The organism is Mesorhizobium sp. L-8-3, assembly GCF_016756615.1.
GTDB lineage: Bacteria > Pseudomonadota > Alphaproteobacteria > Rhizobiales > Rhizobiaceae.
Genome location: NZ_AP023262.1, coordinates 6,229,146 through 6,250,418, shown reverse-complemented (window position 1 = coordinate 6,250,418; position 21,273 = coordinate 6,229,146). Strand labels below are relative to the sequence as shown.

15 protein-coding genes, 1 tRNA gene and 1 pseudogene are annotated in these 21,273 nt (G+C 65.0%); 9 read left to right on the top strand and 8 right to left on the bottom strand.

Annotation, left to right across the window (positions count from 1 at the left end; all coding sequences use genetic code 11):
* The first annotated feature begins 33 nt into the window (after nt 1-33).
* The 8 genes from glgC to otsA all read left to right on the top strand — a co-directional run bounded on the left by glgC (nt 34) and on the right by otsA (nt 12,183).
* Nucleotides 34-1,296 (top strand): glucose-1-phosphate adenylyltransferase, encoded by a 1,263-nt coding sequence (gene glgC, locus JN302_RS29020; RefSeq protein ID WP_202330008.1) that lies wholly within the window; start codon nt 34-36, stop codon nt 1,294-1,296.
* Nucleotides 1,293-2,744, top strand: a complete 1,452-nt coding sequence (gene glgA, locus JN302_RS29015) for a glycogen synthase GlgA (RefSeq protein WP_202330007.1) — start codon at nt 1,293-1,295, stop codon at nt 2,742-2,744. The genes glgC and glgA overlap by 4 nt, the downstream gene beginning before the upstream one ends.
* Nucleotides 2,741-4,369, top strand: a complete 1,629-nt coding sequence (locus JN302_RS29010) for an alpha-D-glucose phosphate-specific phosphoglucomutase (protein WP_202330006.1) — start codon at nt 2,741-2,743, stop codon at nt 4,367-4,369. The genes glgA and JN302_RS29010 overlap by 4 nt, the downstream gene beginning before the upstream one ends.
* A 1-nt stretch (nt 4,370) precedes the next feature.
* Nucleotides 4,371-6,425: a glycogen debranching protein GlgX gene (gene glgX, locus JN302_RS29005; RefSeq protein ID WP_202330005.1), complete on the top strand. Its 2,055-nt coding sequence runs from the start codon at nt 4,371-4,373 to the stop codon at nt 6,423-6,425.
* Nucleotides 6,412-8,046, top strand: a complete 1,635-nt coding sequence (gene bglA / locus JN302_RS29000; RefSeq protein ID WP_202307668.1) for a beta-galactosidase BglA — start codon at nt 6,412-6,414, stop codon at nt 8,044-8,046. Before glgX ends, bglA begins: the two co-directional genes overlap by 14 nt.
* Before the next feature lie 167 nt (nt 8,047-8,213).
* Complete coding sequence (otsB, locus tag JN302_RS28995) at nt 8,214-9,020, top strand: trehalose-phosphatase (protein ID WP_202315112.1); 807 nt, start codon at nt 8,214-8,216, stop codon at nt 9,018-9,020.
* Nucleotides 9,017-10,813 carry a glycoside hydrolase family 15 protein gene (locus tag JN302_RS28990; RefSeq protein WP_202307667.1) on the top strand — a complete coding sequence of 599 codons (1,797 nt, stop codon included), beginning with the start codon at nt 9,017-9,019 and terminating at the stop codon, nt 10,811-10,813. The genes otsB and JN302_RS28990 overlap by 4 nt, the downstream gene beginning before the upstream one ends.
* Nucleotides 10,810-12,183, top strand: a complete 1,374-nt coding sequence (gene otsA, locus JN302_RS28985; protein WP_202307666.1) for an alpha,alpha-trehalose-phosphate synthase (UDP-forming) — start codon at nt 10,810-10,812, stop codon at nt 12,181-12,183. The genes JN302_RS28990 and otsA overlap by 4 nt, the downstream gene beginning before the upstream one ends.
* 37 nt (nt 12,184-12,220) lie before the next feature.
* Here otsA and JN302_RS39290 read toward each other — a convergent pair.
* The 3 genes and pseudogenes from JN302_RS39290 to JN302_RS28975 form a co-directional block, all read right to left on the bottom strand.
* A pseudogene (locus JN302_RS39290) lies at nt 12,221-12,307 on the bottom strand (arsenate reductase); the annotation flags it as partial.
* Between the two features lie 43 nt (nt 12,308-12,350).
* Nucleotides 12,351-12,602 carry a VanZ family protein gene (locus tag JN302_RS28980; protein ID WP_202330004.1) on the bottom strand — a complete coding sequence of 84 codons (252 nt, stop codon included), beginning with the start codon at nt 12,600-12,602 and terminating at the stop codon, nt 12,351-12,353.
* Nucleotides 12,603-12,873: 271 nt separating this feature from the next.
* Nucleotides 12,874-12,950, bottom strand: a tRNA-Pro gene (locus JN302_RS28975).
* A 248-nt stretch (nt 12,951-13,198) separates the two neighbouring features.
* Between JN302_RS28975 and JN302_RS28970 the strand changes: the two genes are divergently transcribed.
* Nucleotides 13,199-14,869: a sugar phosphate nucleotidyltransferase gene (locus JN302_RS28970; RefSeq protein WP_202330003.1), complete on the top strand. Its 1,671-nt coding sequence runs from the start codon at nt 13,199-13,201 to the stop codon at nt 14,867-14,869.
* Nucleotides 14,870-14,939: 70 nt separating this feature from the next.
* On the opposite strand, the gene betB is transcribed toward JN302_RS28970, so the two are convergent.
* From betB to betI, 5 genes are read right to left on the bottom strand one after another with little or no spacing between them, the layout of a single operon-like run.
* Nucleotides 14,940-16,403: a betaine-aldehyde dehydrogenase gene (gene betB, locus JN302_RS28965; protein WP_202334484.1), complete on the bottom strand. Its 1,464-nt coding sequence runs from the start codon at nt 16,401-16,403 to the stop codon at nt 14,940-14,942.
* A gap of 60 nt (nt 16,404-16,463) precedes the next feature.
* Nucleotides 16,464-18,116 (bottom strand): choline dehydrogenase, encoded by a 1,653-nt coding sequence (betA, locus tag JN302_RS28960; RefSeq protein ID WP_202330002.1) that lies wholly within the window; start codon nt 18,114-18,116, stop codon nt 16,464-16,466.
* Nucleotides 18,109-19,110: a threonine/serine dehydratase gene (locus JN302_RS28955; RefSeq protein WP_202330001.1), complete on the bottom strand. Its 1,002-nt coding sequence runs from the start codon at nt 19,108-19,110 to the stop codon at nt 18,109-18,111. The genes betA and JN302_RS28955 overlap by 8 nt, the downstream gene beginning before the upstream one ends.
* Nucleotides 19,107-20,633 carry a choline-sulfatase gene (betC, locus tag JN302_RS28950; RefSeq protein WP_202330000.1) on the bottom strand — a complete coding sequence of 509 codons (1,527 nt, stop codon included), beginning with the start codon at nt 20,631-20,633 and terminating at the stop codon, nt 19,107-19,109. The genes JN302_RS28955 and betC overlap by 4 nt, the downstream gene beginning before the upstream one ends.
* Nucleotides 20,630-21,220 carry a transcriptional regulator BetI gene (gene betI, locus JN302_RS28945; RefSeq protein WP_202329999.1) on the bottom strand — a complete coding sequence of 197 codons (591 nt, stop codon included), beginning with the start codon at nt 21,218-21,220 and terminating at the stop codon, nt 20,630-20,632. Before betI ends, betC begins: the two co-directional genes overlap by 4 nt.
* Nucleotides 21,221-21,273 lie beyond the last annotated feature (53 nt).

Below are 21,273 nucleotides of genomic sequence, written 5' to 3'. Positions count from 1 at the left end.
GGACCGGCTCGGGATTGGACATGGGAGGATGATATGGAAAAGAGGAGCCAGCCGCTCGCACGCGATGCAATGGCCTATGTGCTTGCCGGAGGCAGGGGCAGCCGGCTCAAGGAACTGACCGCGTCGCGCGCCAAGCCTGCCGTTTATTTCGGCGGCAAGACGCGTATCATCGACTTCGCTTTGTCGAACGCGCTCAATTCGGGCATACGCCGCATCGGGGTCGCGACCCAGTACAAGGCGCATTCGCTGATCCGCCATCTCCAGCGTGGCTGGAACTTCTTCCGGCCGGAGCGCAACGAGAGCTTCGACATATTGCCGGCCAGCCAGCGCGTCTCGGAGACCCAGTGGTACGAAGGCACGGCGGATGCGGTTTTTCAGAACATCGACATCATCGAAGCCTATGGTCCCGAATACATGGTGATTCTGGCCGGCGACCACATCTACAAGATGGATTACGAGCTGATGCTGCGCGAGCACGTGGATGCGGGCGCCGACGTGACCGTCGGCTGCCTGGAGGTTCCGCGCATGGAGGCCACGGGATTTGGCGTCATGCATGTCGATGAAAAGGATCGGATCATCTCGTTCATAGAGAAACCGGCCGATCCTCCGGGCATCCCCGGCAAGCCGAACTTCGCGCTGGCTTCGATGGGCATCTACGTCTTCCGCACGGCCTTCCTGATGGACCAGTTGCGCCGCGACGCAGATGATGCGGAGTCCAGCCGCGACTTCGGCAAGGACATCATCCCGTACATCGTCGAAAACGGTAAGGCCATCGCCCACCGTTTTCACAGATCCTGCGTGCGCTCGAACTTCGAGAACGCAGCCTATTGGCGCGATGTCGGGACGGTCGATGCCTATTGGGAGGCGAATATCGACCTGACCGACGTGACGCCGGATCTCGACATCTACGACCGCGACTGGCCGATCTGGACCTATGCCGAGATCAAGCCGCCGGCGAAGTTCGTCCATGACGAGGAAGGCCGCCGCGGCTCGGCCGTGTCGTCGCTGGTTGCGGGCGACTGCATCATCTCCGGCGCGGCGCTTCGTCGAAGCCTCATCTTCACGGGCGCGCGGGTCAATTCCTTCTCGTCGCTCGACGAGGCTGTGGTTCTGCCCGATTGCTTCGTCGGCCGCAACGCGCGGTTGCAAAAGGTCGTCATCGACCGTGGCGTGCACATACCCGAGGGGTTGGTGGTCGGCGAAGATCCTATCCTCGACGCCAAACGCTTCAATCGCAGCGAGAAGGGGGTCTGCCTCATCACCCAGCCCATGATCGACCGGCTGGAGACCGCATGAAGGTTCTCGCCGTCGCTTCCGAGGTCTTCCCGCTGGTCAAGACGGGTGGCCTTGCCGACGTCGCGGGCGCGTTGCCGCTCGCGCTCGCCGGCCAGGGCTTCGAAACCCGCACGCTCTTGCCGGGCTATTCTTCGGTGACCGGCAGGCTGAAGAGGAAGCAGGTTCTGCACAGCTATGGCGACCTCTTAGGCGGCAAGGCGGCGGTCCTGAAGGTGGAACTCGCCGGGCTCGATCTCCTGGTGCTCGATGCGCCGCATCTCTTCAACCGTGCCGGCGGGCCCTATGGCAGCCCGACCGGAGAGGACTGGCCGGACAACTGGCGGCGCTTCGCGGCCTTCGGCAAGGTGGCGAGCGATATCGCCGGCGGGGCCATAGCGGGCTACGCTCCCGATCTCGTCCATGCCCATGATTGGCAGGCGGCAATGACGCTTGCCTATATGCGCTATGGCGGCCGTTCGTCCGTGCCCGGAGTGATGACGGTTCACAATCTCGCCTTCCAGGGTCAGTTCCCCGCATCGATCTTCCCGGAACTCGGACTGCCGGCGGAAGCGATGGCGCTCGACGGCGTCGAATATTATGGCGGCGTCGGTTTCCTCAAGGCAGGCCTTCAGGCTGCATCGGCCATTACCACCGTCAGCCCGACCTACGCGCAGGAGATCAGGACGCCGGAATTCGGCATGGGTCTCGACGGGCTCGTCAATCTGCGCAGCGCGGACCTCCACGGCATCGTCAACGGCATCGATGTCGCGGTCTGGGATCCCGAGACCGACCCGCATCTCGCCGCCAACTATTCCGCCCGCACGCTGAAGGCCCGCAAGGCCAACAAGCGCGTCGTCGAGGAGCGTTTCAAGCTGGATGCCGGCAACGGCCCGATCCTTTGCGTGGTCAGCCGTCTTACCTGGCAGAAGGGTGTGGACGTGCTGGTCTCGGCTGTCGATGCCGTCGTGGGCGCCGGCGCCCGGCTCGCAATATTGGGGGCCGGAGATCAGGCGCTGGAAGGCGCGCTGCTTGCCGCCGCCGCCCGGCACCGGGGCAAGGTCGGCGTGGTCGTCGCATATGACGAGGCGCTCTCGCATCTGATGCAGGGCGGCTCGGACGCGATCCTGATCCCGTCGCGTTTCGAGCCCTGCGGCCTTACCCAGCTCTACGGCCTGCGTTACGGCTGCGTGCCCGTGGTGGCGCGCACCGGCGGGCTGGCCGATACGGTGATCGACGCGAATGAGGCGGCGGTCTCGGCCGGGGTGGCGACCGGCTTCCAGTTTGCACCGGCCAGTGGCGATGCCTTCGTTCATGCTATCCGCAGGACGCTGGCCGCCTATGCCGAGCCGGCCGGCTGGACGTCGATGCAGAGGCAGGGGATGAAGGCCGATGTCTCGTGGGCGAAAAGTGCTGCGAGATACGGCGCACTGTACAGGTCGTTGATTGCGAAGAGGCAGAAGAGCGTATGATCAAGGAAGTCGCCACAACCCCCTATGCCGACCAGAAGCCGGGCACGTCGGGGTTGCGCAAGAAGGTGCCGGTGTTCCAGCAGGAGCACTACGCCGAGAACTTCATCCAGTCGGTGTTCGATTCGCTGGAGGGTTTCCAGGGCAAGACCCTGGTCGTGGGCGGCGACGGCCGGTACTACAACCGCGAGGTGATCCAGAAGGTCATCGCGATGGCGGCGGCCAATGGCTTCGGCCGTATCATCGTCGGCCAGGGCGGCATATTGTCGACGCCGGCAGCTTCGAACATTATCCGCAAATTCAAGGCCTTCGGCGGCCTGATCCTGTCGGCCAGCCACAATCCGGGCGGCCCGCACGAGGATTTCGGCATCAAATACAATATCGGCAATGGCGGGCCGGCGCCGGAGAAGATCACCGATGCGATCTTCGCGCGCACCAAGACGATCGACCGCTTCAGGATCGCCGATGTCGGTGTCATCGACATCGACCGGATCGGCGAGAGCAGGGTGGGCGATCTCGCCGTCCAGGTGATCGATCCGGTTGCCGACTATGCTGAACTCATGGAGACGCTTTTTGATTTCGAGGCGATCCGCAAGCTGTTCCGGTCGGGCTTCCGGGTGGCCTTCGACGCGATGCATGCCGTGACCGGCCCTTACGCCAAGGAAATCCTCGAGAATCGCCTCGGCGCGCCTGAAGGCACGACCCGGAACTTCGTGCCGCTGCCCGATTTCGGCGGACACCATCCCGACCCGAACCTTGTTCATGCCAAGCATCTCTATGACGAGATGATGGCTCCGGACGCGCCCGATTTCGGCGCGGCATCGGACGGCGACGGCGACCGTAACCTGATCATCGGCAAGGGCATCTTCGTCACGCCTTCGGATTCGCTCGCCTTGCTTGCCGCCAATGCCCATCTGGCGCCGGGCTACAAGGCAGGTCTGAAGGGAATTGCCCGCTCGATGCCGACCAGCGGCGCCGCCGACCGCGTGGCCGAGAAGCTCGGCATCGGCATGTACGAGACCCCGACCGGCTGGAAGTTCTTCGGCAATCTTCTCGACGCCGGCATGGCGACGATCTGCGGCGAGGAGAGTGCGGGAACCGGCTCCGACCATGTCCGCGAGAAGGACGGAGTCTGGGCGGTCCTGCTGTGGCTCAACATCCTGGCCGCGCGCGGCGAGAGCGTGAAGGACATCGTGACGAAGCACTGGGCCGAATTCGGCCGCAACTACTACTCCCGTCACGACTATGAGGAGGTCGAGACCGAGGACGCCAACCGTTTGATGGAAGCATTGAGAGGCAAGCTCGAAAGCCTGCCGGGATCGGTCGTGTCGGGCATGAAGATCGCCACCGCCGACGACTTCGCCTATCACGATCCGGTGGACAAGTCGGTCAGCCGCAACCAGGGCATTCGCGTGCTGTTCGAGGGCGGGTCGCGGGTCGTCTTCCGCCTGTCCGGCACCGGCACGTCGGGCGCGACGCTGCGCGTCTATATCGAACGCTACGAACCCGACAGTTCCCGCCATGGCATCGAGACCCGGGAGGCGCTGAAGGATCTGATCGCCGCCGCCGACGAGATCGCCGGGATCCGCGCCCATACCGGCCGGCAGAAGCCGAGCGTCATCACCTGAGATGACGGAGCAGGCGGGCTGGACAAGGCACGGCGCGATCGTGACGGAGAACGGCATTCGTTTCTCCGTCAGTTCGCTTACGGCCGAGCGCGTCTGGGTCTCGCTGTTCGGGGCCGACGACCGGGAGACCGGGCGGATCGAACTGGAGCGCGGCGAGGACGGGAGTTTTGCCGCGTTTGTCCCCGGCCTCGCTGCAGGCGCGCGCTATGGACTGCGCGCGGATGGGGAATACGATCCCGCTCGCGGCCTCTGGTTCGACCCTGCCAAGTTGCTGATGGACCCCTATGCGCTCGCGATCGACCGGCCGTATCGTTATGATGCGAGGCTGGCGGCGCGGCGCGGCGAGGGAGGCGACACCGCGCCTCTGATGCCGAAGGCGGTCGCTGTCGCCTTGCCGCCGCCCGAGGCTCCGTCCGCGCCGCTGTTCCAGTCGGGTGGACTGATCTACGAAGTGCCTGTCCGCGCATTCACCATGCGGCATCCTCAAGTGCCGGAGGCCCTGCGCGGCACCATCGGTGCGCTGGCTCACCCGGCGGTCCTGGAGCATCTCATCCGACTGGACGTCGATGCGGTCGAACTGATGCCGGTGACGGCCTGGATCGACGAGCGTCACCTGCCGCCGCTCGGCCTGTCGAACGCCTGGGGCTACAATCCCGTGTCCTTCATGGCCCTCGATCCGCGCCTGGCGCCGGGCGGGCCCGCCGAACTGCGCGAGACGGTGGCGGCCCTGCGCAAAGCCGGCATCGGCACGATCCTCGATCTCGTCTTCAATCACACCGGGGAAAGCGACACCCTCGGCCCGACGCTCTCCTTGCGGGGGCTCGACAATCCGACTTACTACCGACACGTGCCGGGCGATCCTGGCCGGCTGGTCAACGACACCGGCTGCGGCAACACGATCCGCACTGATCACCCTGTCGTCATAAGGCTGATCCTCGATGCGCTCCGACATTTTGTCCTGCGAACGGGCGTCGACGGTTTCCGTTTCGATCTCGCGCCGGTGCTTGGCCGCAACGACGCCGGCTTTTCCGCCGATGCGCCTTTGCTGGAGGCTGTCCGCAGCGATCCGGTTCTGAGGGGCAGGGTGCTGATCGCAGAGCCGTGGGATGTCGGCGATCATGGATACCGGCTGGGCGGCTTCCGGGAACCATTCCTCGAATGGAACGATCGCTATCGCGACGACGTCAGGCGTTTCTGGCGCGGCGACCGCGGCATGGTCGGGCCGCTCGCTACCAGGCTCGCCGGCTCGTCCGACATCTTCGGCGGGGCGGAGGCGACGCGTACGCTCAACTTCCTGGCGGCTCACGACGGCATGACGCTCGCCGATCTCGTTTCCTACGCAGACAAGCACAACGAGGCCAATGGCGAGGACAATCGCGACGGTCACAACGAGAACTTCTCCTGGAACAACGGTGTCGAGGGGAACTCGGACGACCGGAAGATCGTGGCCGGCCGGCGCCAGGACGTAAGAGCGTTGCTGGCCACGCTGTTCGCTTCGCGCGGCTCCATCATGCTCACGGCGGGCGACGAGTTCGGCCGAAGCCAAGGTGGCAACAACAACGCCTATGCGCAGGACAACGCCGTCACCTGGCTCGACTGGCAGGGTCGGGACAAGGCTCTCGAGACCTTCGTTTCGCTGCTCGCCAGCCTTCGCAGAACGAATTCAGCCTTGTTCGCAACCTCCTTCCTGAAGGGGGAGGCAAGCGATGACGCCGCATGGCCGGATGTCGAATGGCTCGACGAAGCCGGCCGACCGCTGACCGAGACCGGATGGAACGATCCTGACAGGCACCGGCTGACGATGCTGCTCGCGGACCCGGCGGCGGGAGACGCTGCACGACTGGCAGTCATTTTCAACGGCGACCGCCGGACCGCCGTTTTCGGCCTGCCTGGACCCGCCGGCTGGCAACTGCTCCTGTCGTCTTGCGAGACGGAAATCCGTCCCCTGGAAAACGGCCGATGGCTTGTCCCCGGCCGCGCGGTGGTTTTCATGAAACAGGCTTTCGCCGAGGCTGAGCCCGGCCCGACGGGAAACAAGCTCGATGACCGGAATTGACGGCGCCGATTGGTGGCGCGGCTGCGTGATCTACCAAGTCTATCCCCGTTCGTTCCAGGATACGACCGGCGACGGTATCGGTGACCTCCCCGGCGTCACAGCCCGGCTTCCGTACATCGCTTCGCTCGATGTCGACGCGATCTGGCTGTCGCCCTTCTTCAAGTCGCCGATGGCGGACATGGGCTACGACGTCTCGGACTACCGTGACGTCGATCCGATGTTCGGCACGCTGGAGGATTTCGACCGGCTGGTTGCGGAGGCTCACCGCCTCGGCCTGAAAGTGTTCATCGATCAGGTCCTGTCACACACGTCGGATCGGCATCCCTGGTTCAGGGAAAGCCGCGCGGACCGCAAGAACGCCCGGGCCGACTGGTACGTCTGGGCAGACCCGAAGCCGGACGGCACGCCGCCCAACAACTGGCTGTCTGTCTTCGGCGGCTCTGCCTGGGAATGGGACGGGATGCGCAAGCAGTATTACCTGCACAATTTCCTGGCATCCCAGCCCGACCTGAATTTCCACAACGGCGAGGTCCAGGACGCGCTGCTTGAGACGGTGCGCTTCTGGCTGGAGCGTGGGGTCGACGGTTTTCGCGTCGATGCGGTGAATTTCCATTTCCATGACCGTTCGCTGGCGGACAATCCGCCGGTGCCGGCCGGCAAGATTTCCGACGTTCCCGACACCAATCCCTACGGCTATCAGGAGCATCTCCACGACAAGACGCAGCCGGAGAATATCGGTTTCCTGAAGCGGTTCCGCGCCCTGCTCGATGCCTATGGCGGACGCGCGGCAGTGGGCGAGGTCGGCGACGGCGACCGGTCGCTGCGCACGGTCGCCGCCTATACCGAGGGCGGCGACAAGCTCCACATGTGCTACACTTTCGACCTTCTCAGTCCCGAATTCTCGGCCGGCCATGTCAGGCACAGCGTCGAAGCCTTCGAGACAGCCGTTGCGGGCGGGTGGATTTGCTGGGCCTTCTCCAATCACGACGTCGTGCGCCATGTGTCCCGCTGGGTGCGGCCGGGCGGCAGCAAGCAGGCGATAGCGAAATTCTCGATCGGCCTGCTTTCGGCGCTGCGCGGTTCGATCTGCCTCTATCAGGGCGAGGAGCTCGGATTCGAGGAAGCCGATATTGCCTTCGAGGATCTGAGGGATCCCTACGGAATCCGCTTCTGGCCTGCATTCAAGGGCAGGGACGGCTGCCGCACGCCGATGGCGTGGGAGCATTCGGCCGCGAATGCGGGCTTCACCACCGGCAAGCCCTGGCTGCCGGTGCCTGCCGCCCATGCAGCGCAAGCGGTCGATATCCAGCGGACGCTTCCCGGCTCCGTCCTGGATCACTACCGGGACGTGCTCGCCTTCCGCGGCCAGCATCCGGCCTTGCGCAACGGTACGATCGAATTCCTCGAAAGCGACAGTCAGGACGTGCTGGCCTTCCTGCGGAAGTCCGGCAACGAGGCGCTGCTTTGCGTGTTCAACTTCTCTGAAGATCCGGCGGGCTTTTCCATCCCGCCCGTGGTTGGTACGGTGTCGTCGCTCGATTTCCCGGGACAGGAAGCCGTATTGTCGTCGGGTGAAGTGCAATTGCCCGGCCTGGGTGTGTTTTTCGGCCGAGTGGACTGACGGAAAATTCTCCGTCGGTTCCTGCGGGAAGCGGCGGCGAAACTACTGCGTATGCAGGCGAAGCAGTGGGCTAGCCATGCAAGCCTGCGTCGGAACACGCGATGAAGATGGCAGGCATTGCCGCCGCCGGGGTTGTCCTTGCGGCGGGAATGCTTAGGTTTCGGGTCATGGAGAATCGACAATCCGTGCCGGCCGGCCGCCAGACGGCGGGATCCGGGCATAGCGTTGCCTCGGGTCTGCCAAGCCGGCTCGCCGGGCTGTGCGTGTTCCTCGATATAGACGGCACGCTGCTTGACCTTGCGCAGACGCCCGACGCCGTCGTCGTGCCGAACGGCCTCGATGCCGACCTCGCCGGGCTGGCTGCCCGTGTCGGCGGCGCGCTGGCCCTGGTCACCGGTCGACCGGTCGATTTCGTTGAGACGCTGTTCCCCGGGCACGGGTTTTTCGTTGCCGGTCTGCACGGTGCCGAGATCCGCACGCCCGGTTCCGTCGAGCCGGCTTTTGCCCTCGGTGTTCGACGTTTCGAGGAGGCGAAGACCCGCATCGCGGAAGCGGCGCGCAACTGGCCGGGCGTTCTGGTGGAAGACAAGGGCATCGCCGTCGCGCTGCACTACCGGCTGTCGCCGGCCAGCGAGGCGGCCGTAAACGCGCTCATGACCGAAATCCAGCGATCCGTTCCTGGTTGGGAGCTTCAGCCAGGCAAGTGCGTGCTCGAACTGAGGCCGGCGGGTCGCGACAAAGGGGGCGCCCTCAAGGCTTTCATGGAACACGCGCCCTTCATCGGGCGTTTGCCGCTCGCCATCGGCGACGACGTGACGGACGAGGCGATGTTCCGGGCGGCCAACGATGCGGGCGGTCTCTCCGTCCGTGTAGCGGGGGCCGGATTTCCGACCGCCGCGCGCGGGCATGTCGCGAGCCCAGCCGCATTGCGGGCCTGGATCGCGGCGCAGAGTCGGGAAGGGGATCGGGAATGACGCAGCCATCGTCGCTGGACCTGGGCGTGATCGGCAATGCCGCGGTCGCGGCCCTGATCGATCGTGATGCCCGACTTATCTGGATGTGCACACCCCGCATGGACGGCGACCCGATCTTCTGCCGGCTGCTGAAGGGCGAGGGCGACGAGGCGGCAGGAGGCGCGTGGTCGATCACGATCGATGACTGCGTCTCTTCGCAGCAGGCCTATCTTCGCAATACCGCGATACTCGAGACGACGCTCACGGACAAGGACGGCAATACGCTGCGGATCCGCGATTTCGCGCCACGTTTCAAGCGGGCCGGGCGCATCTTCCGTCCCGTTGCGGTCACACGGATCATCGAGCCGATATCGGGCACGCCACGGGTGACCGTGGCTGTCGATCCGCTCCATGACTACGGCGCTCGTGTGCCGGAGACCACGCGCGGCTCGAGCCATGTTCGCTTCCTGCTCGGCAGCCAGGTCCTGCGCCTCACCACGGATGCCCCTGTCGACTTCATCCTGCGCCGGACGCCGTTCGTGGTCGACCGTCCCTATGCTTTCGTTCTCGGTCCCGACGAGACGCTTACCACAGCGCCCGCGGCGGCCGCACAGCATTCGCTGGAGAAAACGCGCGAATACTGGGTGGAATGGGTCCGCTATCTGTCGCTCCCTGTCGACTGGCAGGATGTCGTCATCAGGTCCGCCATCACGCTGAAACTCTGCTCGAACGAGGAATCGGGCGCCATCATGGCGGCGCTGACGACGTCGATTCCCGAATATGGCGAAAGCGGCCGTACCTGGGATTATCGCTTCTGCTGGCTGCGCGACGCGTTCTTCACCGTGAAGGCGCTCAATGCGCTCGGCGCGACCAAGACGATGGAGGATTATCTGGCCTATGTCGTCAATGTCGTTGCCGGTTCGTCCGACGGCTATCTCCAGCCCCTGTTCGGCATCGGTCTGGAGCGGCATGTGGACGAACGTGTGCTCGGGTCGTTGGCCGGCTATCGCAACCTCGGTCCGGTGAGGAGCGGCAACGCCGCCTACACGCAGGTTCAGAACGACGGCTATGGCTCGGTGATCCTGGCAACCGCGCAGTGCTTCTTCGACGAGCGCCTGCCTGACATGGGAGGCGCGGCCTTGTTCCGTCGCCTCGAACCGCTCGGCGAGCAGGCTGTCCGCCGCTGGGACCAGCCGGATGCAGGAATATGGGAGTTCCGGACGCGCAATGGCGTGCACACCCATTCCAGCCTGATGTGCTGGGCCGCCTGCGATCGTCTCGCCAAGATCGCGGGCAAGCTCGGGCTCGCCGAACGGGCGGCCTATTGGCGCGGCCATGCCGAAACGATCCGCAAGGGGCTCCTCGATCGCGCCTGGAACGAGAAACTCGGGCATTTCACCTCGACCTTTGGCGGCGCCGATCTCGACGCCAGCCTGCTTCTGTTTCCGGAAATAGGGATCGTTCAGGCCGACGACCCTCGCTTCGTGGCGACGCTTGAGGCGATCGAGAAGCATCTGCGTTTCGGCAACCATCTCTATCGCTACCGGGCTCCTGACGATTTCGGCGAACCCGAGACCGCTTTCACCGCCTGCACTTTCTGGCTGATCGACGCCTTGGCGCGCGCCGGCAGGGATCACGATGCACGCGACATTTTCGCCGATGTCTTGGAGCGGCGGAACCATCTCGGGCTGCTCTCCGAAGGGCTGCATGTTGATACCGGCGAGCTGTGGGGGAATTTTCCGCAGACCTATTCGATGGTCGGCCTGATCAATGCCGCGATGCGTCTGTCGCGTCGCTGGGAGGAAGTGCTTTGAGTCGTCTTGTCGTCGTATCGAACAGGGTCGCCACGCCCGCTGCCGGCGCGGCCCAGGCGGGCGGCCTGGCAGTCGCCATGCGCGCCGCGCTGGCCGAGCACGGCGGCGTATGGACAGGGTGGTCGGGCAAGTCGAGCGGCGAGCACGAGCCCGGAAAGCCCTTCCTTCGCGAGGAGGGCCGCATCACCTATGCGCTGACCGATCTCAGCCAGACCGACATCGACGAATACTACACCGGTTTTGCCAACAGCGTTTTGTGGCCGCTCTGCCACTATCGGCTCGACCTGACTGACTATGCGCGCAAGGACATGGCCGGCTATTTCCGCGTGAACCGCTTTTTTGCCCAGCAGCTCGCGCAACTCTTGCAACCCGACGACCTCATCTGGGTGCAGGACTATCACCTGATCCCGATGGCCGCCGAATTGCGCCGCATGGGCGTTACCAATCGTGTGGGATTCTTCCTCCATATCCCCTGGCCTCCGCCCGACGTGTTCTTCACCGTACCGGTTTACGAGACGCTGCTCCGAGGCCTGACTGCCTACGACGTGGTCGGCTTCCAGACCCGGTTCGACGCCGACAATTTTGCGAGCTGCCTTGAGCGCGAGGGCATCGCCCGCAATCTCGGCGAGGGCTGGTTCGATATCCCGGGACATAGATTTCGGGTCGGCGTGTACCCGATCAGCATCGACACCAAGGGTTTTGCCGAGCTTTCGAGCAAGGCGACGCAGAAGGCTTCGTTTCGTCGCATGGAAGAGAGCTTCCGAGAGCGCGAGGTGATCGTCGGCGTCGACAGGCTCGACTATTCCAAGGGCCTCACCCACAGGATCGAGGCCTTCGATCGGTTCATCACCGACAATCCGGCCTATCTCGGGCGAGCGACTTTGCTTCAGATCACGCCCAAATCCCGCTCCGAAGTCCCGCAATACGCCGCCATGCAGCGGCAGGTCGCCGAACTCGCCGGCAGGGTCAATGGCCAGCATGGGACATTGGAATGGGTGCCGATACGCTATGTGAACCGGTCTATCGGCCAGGCGACGCTGGCAGGCATCTACCGCGTTGCGCCGGTCGGCCTGGTCACGCCGCTTCGGGACGGCATGAACCTCGTCGCCAAGGAATATGTCGCCGCGCAGGATCCCGAGGACCCCGGCGTGCTCGTGCTGTCGCGCTTTTCCGGCGCCGCCCGCGAGCTCGATGGGGCGATCCTCGTCAATCCCTACGATACCGAGGCCGTCGCCAACGCCATCGCCAAGGCGCTTTCCATGCCGGTGGAAGCGCGGCGGGAGCGCTGGCAGCAGATGATGCCCCGCCTGCTCGAGAACGATATTTCCAAATGGTGTAGCGATTTCCTGGCGGCGCTGCGCGGCGGCTGATCCAGCCTCTCGTCAGGCCACGCGCCGTCCGGCCGAATTCAGGTTCCTCGCCCGACTGACGAGTCATGGCCAGCGCGTTGCGTGACGTGCCGCAGGCAGGATTCTGATAGATCGTGACGGCTATCGGGCGAGGCGGTCCTTGCAGTTGGATCGACGGGGAACACTCCTCATTGGGACCGGTCATCCTTGCCCGGCAAAGGCCAGGGAGTGAAACGGTTCACCACAAGGCCGATACCGACACCGATGATCCCGCCGAAGGCCTTGACCACGGCGTCGTCGAGCCGTGCATGCCGATCGGGCGTCAGCATCTGCATCGCCTCGAAACCGAACGCGGCGACCGTCACGATGGCCAGCGCAAATGGCCAGGCGCGGCGGTAGCCGAGGCAGAACAGGATGCCGAGCAGGATGAAGGCGGCCATCCGGTCCAAGGACGGTCCGGACGCCAGATGCGGCCGCTCCTCGATCGGCGAAACGGTCGCCAAGAAAATGGCCAGCAATATGGCCCAGGCAAGGGTGCGAATCGCTATCTTGAGCACGGTCTATGTCTAGCCCATCGGTGTTGGAGGCGCGAGACGACCTGCTTGCTTCGCAATGCCACGGTGTCGGACCACTATTCCGCACAGCTGCGAAGGCCCTGTGGGGGGCGCTGAAGTCGATGGGAAACGGGAAACGCCAAGTTTTTGATTTTTCTGGTCGGAGTGGCAGGATTTGAACCTGCGACCCCATCGTCCCGAACGATGTGCGCTACCAGACTGCGCTACACTCCGTGACCAGACGGGCGGGCTTATAGCTGCCGCAGATCGTTCCTGCAAGCGTCAAGGACATCTTTCCCACACCGTCGGCTCACCTTTTTTCGGCCACGCGGAAGACGTCGTTCCGATCGGGCGGCCGGTCGCCCGGAGGTGAGAATGCCTGGTATACCTGCTTCATGCGCCCTTAACCGCGCCATGCTAGGGCTGCATGCTTCGAAGCCGTTGGCTGATGCTCGCTCCGGCGAGCGGCCGAGAGGATGGGCATGGCGGAACGCATAACCAGTTTCGTGATGAGCGGGGGGATCGGCTCACGCCTCTGGCCGCTGTCGCGTGAGGACAACCCCAAGCAGTTCCACGATCTTTCCGGCAATGGCTCGATGCTGTCCAAGACGTTGCAGCGTCTGAAAGCCAGGCGGGAGGGCGAGACACCGATCTTCCTCATCGCCTCGGAGCGCCATGCCGAGCGCGTGCTCGGCGACCTCGAAGGGATCGACCTGGCCGGCGGCGGCGCGATCTTCGAACCGGCCGGACGCAATACGGCGGCTGCCGTTGCGATTGCGGCTCTGCATGTGCTCACCCTCTACGAGGACGGGCTGGTGCTGGTCGCCCCGTCCGACCACGAGATTTCCACCGACGAGCAGTTCTGGCGGACGGTCGAGCGCGGCGTGGCGGCGGCCCAGGCCGGTCGTCTCGTCGTCTTCGGCATCAGGCCGACCCAGCCCGAGACGGGTTGCGGCTATATCGAAGCCTCCGAGACTTCAGACGCCGGTGTCGCCGACGTCCTGCGCTTCGTCGAAAAGCCCGACCTCGATCGTGCGAAGGCCTACCTGGCCGCCGGCAACTTCTTCTGGAACACCGGCATGTTCCTCTTCCGGGCGAGCACGATGCGGGATGCCTTCCTGCAATTGCGGCCGGAGATCTGGCAAGCGTGCGAAGCCGCATATCTGAAGTCGGCGAGCGACCTGTCCGGGCTCTATTTGCCGCTCGACCTCTACCTTCAGGTTCCGTCGATCTCCATCGATTATGCGATCGCGGAGCGCCTGCCTGACATCGCCATGGTGCCGGCGAGCTTCCGTTGGAACGACCTCGGTTCCTGGCAATCGCTGCTCGATGCCGGACTCTCTGACAAGGACGGCAATGTGGTCGTCGGCGACGTCGTGGCGATCGACTGCGCAAATTCCTACCTCCGCAGCGAGGGCAGGCTGTTGTCGGTGATCGGGCTGCACGACGTGGCCGTGGTCTCGACATCGGATGCGACCTTCGTCGCGCCGGTGAGCTACAGCCAGAACGTCAAGAAGATTGTCGAGCAGCTCGAGCGGAGCGGCCGGCTCGAAACCAGATACACGCCCGCGACGGATCGCGTTCTCGAATCCGGCGCCTGGCGCACGCGGGTGCATCACTGGCTGTTCGAGGAAACACTGCCGCTCTGGTCGACATCGGGCGTAGACGATCGCCATGGCGGGTTCCATGAGGCATTGGCCTTCGACGGGACGCCGCTGGTCAGGACCAAACGCATGCGCACCATGGCGCGGCAGATCTATGCCTTCGCCGTGGCCAAGGAGCGGGGCTGGACCGGTCCGGCCGACCGGCTCGCCAACGGGCTGAACCGTGCGACCGGCCTTGCCTATGCCGCTGTGTCGCGCCAGGGGATTCCCCTCGACGGCGTGTCGCGCAGTTGGCCGCAGACCGAGGTGATCAAGGCCGCGATCGCTCTCGACGGTACCGGCGGCCCGGACATGAAGCCGGAGATCGAGGCGCGGGTCAGGCGCCTTTTCCGCTGGCACATCGACCCCGCGCCGTTGGGCCTGTGGATAGACCGGATCGACGAGAAAGGCCGCTCGCTCGCGGCGGATGTTCCGGCCAGCATCTTCTATCATATGGTCTGCGCGCTGATGCAGTATCTGGACGCGACCGCGGACGCCGGCGATCGATAGGATCCGACAACGGAGCGCACGGCTGCAGTCGCGTGGATTTTCGGCATCAGGCCCGTTGGCATGAAACGGGTCAATAGGGGCTGACCACGTCCCCGGTCTCCACATAGACCGATTTGAGCTGCGAGTAGTGATGAAGCGCTGCGAGCGAGTTTTCGCGGCCGATGCCTGACCGCTTGGCGCCGCCGAAGGGGATCTCCGCCGGCGCCAGATTGTAGTGGTTGATCCAGCAGCTCCCGGCCTGCAGATCGGCGATCACCCGGTGCGCGCGCGGCAGGTCGCGGGTGAAGACGCCGGCCGAGAGGCCGAACTCGGTGTCGTTGGCGCGGGCGACCACCTCGTCCTCCTCGGCGAAGGTCAGCACGCTCATGACCGGGCCGAAGATCTCTTCGCGGGCGATGCGCATGCCGTCCGTGACGCCGGTGAAGATCGTCGGCTCGACGAAGAAGCCGCCCTCGAAACCCTGCAGCGAAGGTACGTTGCCGCCGTAATGCAGCACCGCGCCCTCGTCCTTGCCGATCGCGATGTAGCCGGTCACCTTCTCGTGCTGGGCCTTGCTGATCAGCGGCCCCATCTGCGTGTCCGGGTCGAGCGGATCGCCGATGCGGATCGCCTTGGTGCGTTCCGTCAGCCGGTCGAGGAAGCGCTCATAAATGCCGTTCTGGACGAAGACGCGGGTGCCGTTGGAGCAGACCTGGCCGGTCGAATAGAAATTGCCGAGCATGGCGCCGCCGACTGCGTTCTCGACATCGGCGTCGTCGAAGACGATGAGCGGAGACTTGCCGCCGAGTTCCATCGTCGCATGCTTCATCAGCGAACCGGCGAGCGCCAGCACCTTCTTGCCGGTCGGCACCGAGCCGGTGAGCGACACTTTCGCCACCACGGGATGGGAGGCGAGGGCGGCGCCGACGTCGCCATAGCCTTGCACCACGTTGAACAGCCCGTCGGGCAGCCCGGCTTCGGTGTAGATCTCGGCCAGGGCGAGCGCCGACAGCGGCGTGTTCTCCGAAGGCTTGAACACCATGGCGTTGCCCATGGCGAGCGCCGGCGCCGACTTCCAGCCGGCGCCCTGGATCGGATAGTTCCAGGCGCCGATGCCGACGCAGACGCCCAGCGCCTCGCGCCGCGTATAGGCGAAGGGCCCGCCGAGATCGACATAGTCTCCGTTGAAGGAGGCGACCGCGCCGCCGAAGAATTCGAGCGCGTCGGCGGCCGAGGCCGGATCGGCCACGAGCGTCTCCTGGATCGCCTTGCCCGTGTCCAGCGTCTCCAGCCGCGCCAGCTCCGCATTGCGGGCGCGCAATAGGTCGGCGGCGCGGCGCAGGATGCGGCCACGGTCGGCCGGCTTCATGCGCGCCCAGGCCGGCTGCGCGGCGCGCGCCGCCTCGATCGCCAACTCCACGACGTTGCTCGTCGCGGAACGGAGCGTCGCGATCGTTTCGCCGGTCGCCGGGTAAATCACCGGAAGCGCCGCACCATGGTCGTCGTCGACATAGCGGCCGTTGATGTAGTGCGATGCGGTTGGCTGCGCCTTCATGGTCGCCTTTCCCTGGATGGTCTGCCTGTCGCTGCCGGCGCTCGGTTGCCCGATCATGGCCTATCGGTCCGAAACCTGCCAGCGCGGATTGATCCACGGCTCCTGGTTCGAGGGCGCGAGCGGGGTCTTGCCGAGGATATGATTGGCCGCCTTCTCGCCCGTCATGATCGACGGGGCGTTGAGGTTGCCGTTGGTGATGCGCGGGAAGATGGAGGAATCGGCGACCCGCAATCCGTCGACGCCGATCACCCGGCATTCGGGATCGACCACCGCCAGCCGATCGTCGGCCTGGCCCATGCGGCAGGTTCCGCATGGATGATAGGCGCTTTCGGCATGGGCGCGGATGAAGTCGTCGAGATCGGCGTCGGTTTGGACGTGGCTTCCCGGAGAGATCTCCCGCCCGCGATAGGGGTCGAAGGCCGCCTGGCCGAAGATCTCGCGCGTGAGACGGATGCAGTGGCGGAAGTCGGTCCAGTCGTCCTCATGCGACATGTAGTTGAACCGGATCACAGGCTTGTCTTTCGGATCGTTGGAGCGCAGCGTCACCGAGCCGCGGGACTTCGACCTCATCGGGCCGACATGGGCCTGGAAGCCGTGCGAATTGGCTGCCGCCTTGCCGTCGTAGCGTATGGCGGCAGGCAGGAAGTGATACTGGATGTCGGGGTAGTCGACACCTGGCCGCGAGCGCAGGAAGGCGGCGGATTCGAAGTGGTTGGTGGCGCCGAGACCGGTCTTGAAGAACAGCCACTCAGCACCGATCATCGCCTTGGAGAACAGGTTGAGCTTCGAATAGAGCGTTATCGGCTGGACCGATTCCTGCTGGATGTAGAGCTCCATATGGTCCTGCAGATTAGCGCCGACGCCGGGCCGGTCGGCCACCACGTCGATACCGTTCTCGCGAAGATGGGCGGCCGGTCCGATACCCGACAGCATCAGGATCTTCGGTGAATTGATGGAGGAGGCGGCGACGATCACCTCACGTCGTGCCTTAACCACTTGAATCTGATTGCGAAGCAAAAGCTCCACGCCGACGGCGCGTTGATTCTCGATCACCACGCGCCGGGCCAAGCCATTGACGAGACTCACATTCTTCCGCTTCAGAGCTGGCCTGAGATAGGCATTTGCGGTGGACCAGCGCCGCCCGAGATGGATCGTCTGCTCCATCCGGCCAAAACCTTCCTGCTTCGAACCGTTGTAGTCCTCGGTCGTCTCGAAGCCCGCCTGGCGGCCCGCCTCGACGAAGGCTTTGAACAGCGGGTTCCACTGGCTGCCGGGGCGGACATGGAGCGGACCGTCGGTGCCGCGCCAGCCGCCCTCGCCACCATGCGAGTGCTCCATGCGCTTGAAATAGGGAAGCACGTCGGCGAAGGCCCAGCCGTTGGCGCCCTGCTCGGCCCAATGGTCGAAATCGCGGGCGTGCCCGCGCACATAGACCATACCGTTGATGGAGGATGAGCCGCCCATGACCTTGCCGCGCGGCGTCGCCAGGACGCGCCCGCCCAGATGCGGTTCGGCCTCCGTCTGGAAACCCCAGTCGTAGAGGCTCATATTCATCGGGAAGGACAGGGCGGCCGGCATCTGGATGAGCGGGCCGAAATCTGTGCCGCCATGCTCGATGACGATCACGCTGTTGTTGCCGTCCTCCGAAAGGCGATAGGCAAGGGCGGCACCGGCCGAGCCCGAGCCGACGATGACGAAATCGGCCTCAAGCATCGGCGACGTGCTTCATGAAATCGGCGAGTGAGACATTGCCGCCGGTGGCAACGACGAGAACGGTCTTACCTGATACGTCTACCCCGCCCTCCAGCAGGGCCCCAAGCGACGCCGCACCCGACGGCTCCAGCACCAGCTTCATGCGCTCGAAGGCGATCTTCATGGCGCGGCGGACCGCGGCGTCCGACACCGCCAGTCCCTCGACACCCGCCGCCTTGACGGCCGCGAAGGGCGCCACGCCGGGACGCCGGGCCATCAGCCCGTCGCAGATCGATGCCGGCCCGAGCGGCATCGTCTCGATGGCGCCATGGGCGAGCGACGTGCCCATGCCGTTGAAGCCTTCGGGCTCGACGCCGATGACCCGCGTTTGCGGCGACAGATAGTGGAAGGCGAGCGAGACACCGCCGATCAGCCCGCCGCCGCCCACCGCGCAGAACAGCAGATCGGCCTTGGCGTCCTTGGCGGCGAGCTGGTCGAGTGCCTCCAGCCCGGCACCGGCCTGCCCGGCGACGATCTCGATGTCGTCGAAGGGATGAAGCAACGCGAAACCTTCGTCGGCGGCGATCTGGCGCGCACGTTCGGAGGCGACTTCCTCGCGGGCTCGCGTCCCGTGGTCGGAGAGCACCACGCGCGCGCCATAGCCTGCGGTCGCGTCGCGCTTGGCGGCAGGCGCGTCGATCGGCATGACAATGGTGACCGGGATGCCGAGCGCTTCGCCCGCCGCCGCAAGGCCCTGCGCGAAATTGCCGGAGGAATAGGCGACGCCGCCGCGCTTGGCCTCCTCCGGCGAGAGCTGCTTCAGCCGCCAATAGGCGCCGCGGACCTTGAAGGACCCGGCCCACTGCAGCGATTCCGGTTTGACGAAGACACGCGCCGCGCCGGTGGCGCGAGCAAGTGCTGCGGATTCCAAAAGCGGCGTGATCTGAGTCGCGCGGCTGGTGACGGTATAGGCCCGCTTCAAATGGGCGAGGTCGGGGACGGTTGGGGTCATCATTCTCCTCGCGGGAAACGCTTGCTGTCTTCGAGCTCGTTGAGATCCATATGGTTGCGCATGTAGCGCTCCGCCGCATTCTGCCGCGGCTCATACTCCCATGCGTGATAGGCGCCGTTGCGCAGCGCCGGATAGACGATCCAGCGGCGCGCCTGGCTTTCGCGAACCGCCTTGTCGAAAACCGCCATGTCCCAGCGACCCCGCACCTGCTGCATGAATTCCGCCACCAGCGCGCCATGTTCCGGCCGGGTCGCCAGATTGTCGAGCTCGCGCGGATCCGATTCCAGATCAAAGAGTTGCGGCGGATCGATCTCGCAATGGACGAACTTGTACCGTCCGTCCCGGATGGCGACGAGCGGCGCATAGCTGCCCTCAGCGGCATACTCCATCAGCACGGGTGCAGTGCGCGTGCCGCCGGCGATCAGCGGCAGCAGGGATTGACCATCGGTCCACGGCGCGACGCTGTCGGGATCGATCCCGGCGAGCTCGCAGAGCGTGGAGGCGATGTCGAGATTGGAGACCGGGGCGTCGATCCGGTCCGGCGTCACGCCGGGCCCGGCGAGCATCAGCGGGACCCTGACCGAGCCCTCGTAGAAGCACATCTTGAACCACAGGCCGCGCTCGCCCAGCATGTCCCCATGGTCGGAGCAGAAGAGGATGATCGTATCGTCGCGCATCCCAGTGGCTTCGAGAACGCCGATCAGCTCGCCAACCTTGTCGTCGAGGTAGGAGATGCTGGCGAAATAGCCGCGTCGCGCGCGCCTGATCTGTTCCCGCCGGATGTCGAAGCTCGCATAGTCGCTGGCGAGGTAGAGACGCTGCGAGTGCGGGTCCTGGTCTTCGGCGGGGATGAAGCCGACCTCGGGCTCCAGAGCCGGGCAATCCTCATAGAGGTCCCAATATCTGCGCCGGGCGACATAGGGGTCGTGCGGATGGGTGAAGGAGACCGTGAGGCACCATGGTTGGCGGTCGGGAGCATCCGAGACGCGCGCCAGTCGGTAGAGTTTCTGGATAGCGTGAAAGGCGACCTCGTCGTCATACTCCATCTGGTTGGTGGTCTCGGCGACGCCTGCGCCGCTGACGGAGCCGAGATTGTGATACCACCAGTCGATGCGCTCGCCCGGGTTCCGATAGTCGGGCGTCCAGCCGAAGTCGGCCGGGTAGATGTCCGTCGTCAGCCTCTCCTCGAAACCGTGAAGTTGATCTGGCCCGACGAAATGCATCTTGCCGGACAGGCAGGTGTGATAGCCGGCACCGCGCAGGTGGTGCGCGAAGGTCGGGATGTCGGAGGCGAATTCGGCGGCGTTGTCGTAGACGCCCGTTCGCGAGGGCAATTGCCCGGTCATGAAGGAGGCACGGCCGGGCGCGCAGAGCGGCGAGGCTGTATAGGCATTTGCGAAACGCACCGACCGGGCGGCCAGCGCCTTGAGATGCGGAGCATGGAGAAAGTCGGCCGGGCCGTCCGGAAACAGAGTCCCGTTCAACTGGTCCACCATGATGATGAGGATATCGGGCCGTCTGGTCATGGCTGCTTCCGCTGATTGATCCTGGCCGCGAGAAACTCCTCGACCAGTGCTATAGCGTTGCCGGCATCCGGCGGGCCGTCGCGCAGCGCGCGGCGGATGTAGAAACCATCGATGAGGGCGGCCGTGGACTCGGCCGTGCGCTCCGCCTCGTTGCGCGGCAACAGGCGGCCGAGCCCGGTCATCAGGTTGGAGTGCAGCCGGCGCGCATAGATGCGCAGCAGGCGGCGCAGTTCCGGCGAGTGCTGGGCGGCCACGTAGAAGGTCAGCCAGGCGGCGACCGTCTCGGGTTGGAACTGGGTCGGGGAGAAGTTGACCCTGACCACCGCCGACACGCGCGAGCGGGCATCGGGCGCCGTCGCAAGTGCCGCGCGCAGGTCGCGGCCGAGTTCGGCCAGCAGATGACGCATCGTGGCGTGCAACAGGTCGCCCTTGGCGCCGAAATAGTGATGCGCGAGCGCCGGAGACACGCCGGCGCGGCCGGCGATCTCGGACATGGTCACGTCGAGCGAACCGCGTTCGCCGATCGCCGAAATCGTCGCATCGATGAGCGCGCGCCGACGCAGGGGTTCCATTCCGACCTTCGGCAAGTGAGCATCCTCCTGTGTTGCACAGGCTATTATTTATTGATGCATCAATCAAC